At 65.8% G+C, this 1,108-nt stretch carries 2 protein-coding genes; one reads left to right on the forward strand and one right to left on the reverse strand.

What is annotated here, in order from left to right:
* Positions 1-415, forward strand: a 415-nt coding sequence (locus EN906_RS34965; RefSeq protein ID WP_164777649.1) for an alpha/beta hydrolase, incomplete at its 5' end; no start/stop codon positions are given.
* Between the two features lie 98 nt (positions 416-513).
* On the opposite strand, the gene EN906_RS34970 is transcribed toward EN906_RS34965, so the two are convergent.
* Positions 514-1,108 (reverse strand): inositol monophosphatase family protein (locus tag EN906_RS34970; protein WP_127375815.1); only part of this gene is annotated, 595 nt, incomplete at its 5' end.

The following is a 1,108-nucleotide window of genomic DNA, read 5'->3' on the forward strand; positions in this document are numbered from 1 at the left end:
CTACGCAGCCTGGGGTCCGCGGCCGAGGGTTACGGCCCCGTTCGAGACCAACAAGCTGACATCGGACCCGGAGCGCTATCGGCGCAACACACGGATCTATGAAGAATACCCGCAACTGGCGCTTGGCGGGCCGACGATCCGCTGGCTGCAGGCAGCCGCGAAAGCATCGGAAGCCGTCAGCGACCCCGATTTCATGGCTCGGATCCAGGTCCCGCTGCTGATCATCGCCGCCGGCGCCGACCAGGTCGTCTCGACCAGGGCCGTGGAAGCCTACGCCAGGCGTCTGCGGCTCGGTTCGCTGCTGATGATCGATGGCTCCCGCCACGAAATCCTGCAGGAAGCCGACATCTACCGCGAGCAATTGCTCGCCGCCTTCGACGCCTTCATTCCCGGCAGCGACGACCCCACAGCCTGACGGGCGCCGGTCGCTGGCCCGCTCCCCAAGGGGTGCCGCCGGCAGTAAAACGACTGCTTCAAGCGGTCGGCATCACCTGAATGGCGGCGGACGCTCGTTTAGCCGCGCAGGGCGGCCATGGCGGCGGCATGAAGTTCCGGCGTCGCCGCGGCGAGTACATCGCCGCCCTGTTCCGCCGGCCCGCCGTCGAATGTGGTGACGACGCCGCCTGCCTTTTCGATGATCGGGATCAGCGCCACGATGTCGTAGGGCTTCAATCCGGGATCGGCGACGATGTCGACGCTTCCCGAGGCGATCATGGCGAAGGCATAGCAATCGGCGCCATAGCGGGCGAGCTGGATCTGTCTTTCGAATGCATCGTAACGGTTGCGCGCCTCGCCCTTGAACAGGGCCGGCGTGGTGGTGAACAGCGTCGCCTGGTCCAACTTCGTCGTCTTGCGGGTCGTCAGTTTTCGCGGCCCGCCTGGCCCCTCATAATGGGAGCCCGAGCCGTTGGCGTAGAAAAGCTCGCCGGTGAAGGGCTGCGCCATCATGCCGGCAACGGCGTCGCCGTCGACCGTCAGCCCGACCAGTGTGCCCCACACCGGCAGACCGGAAATGAACGCGCGCGTGCCGTCGATCGGGTCGATCACCCAGACGTGCCGGCTTGAAATGTTCTCGCTGCCATGCTCCTCGCCTAGAATACCATGATCG

The sequence above is a fragment of the Mesorhizobium sp. M7A.F.Ca.CA.004.06.1.1 genome (assembly GCF_003999135.1).
Taxonomy (GTDB): Bacteria; Pseudomonadota; Alphaproteobacteria; order Rhizobiales; family Rhizobiaceae; genus Mesorhizobium.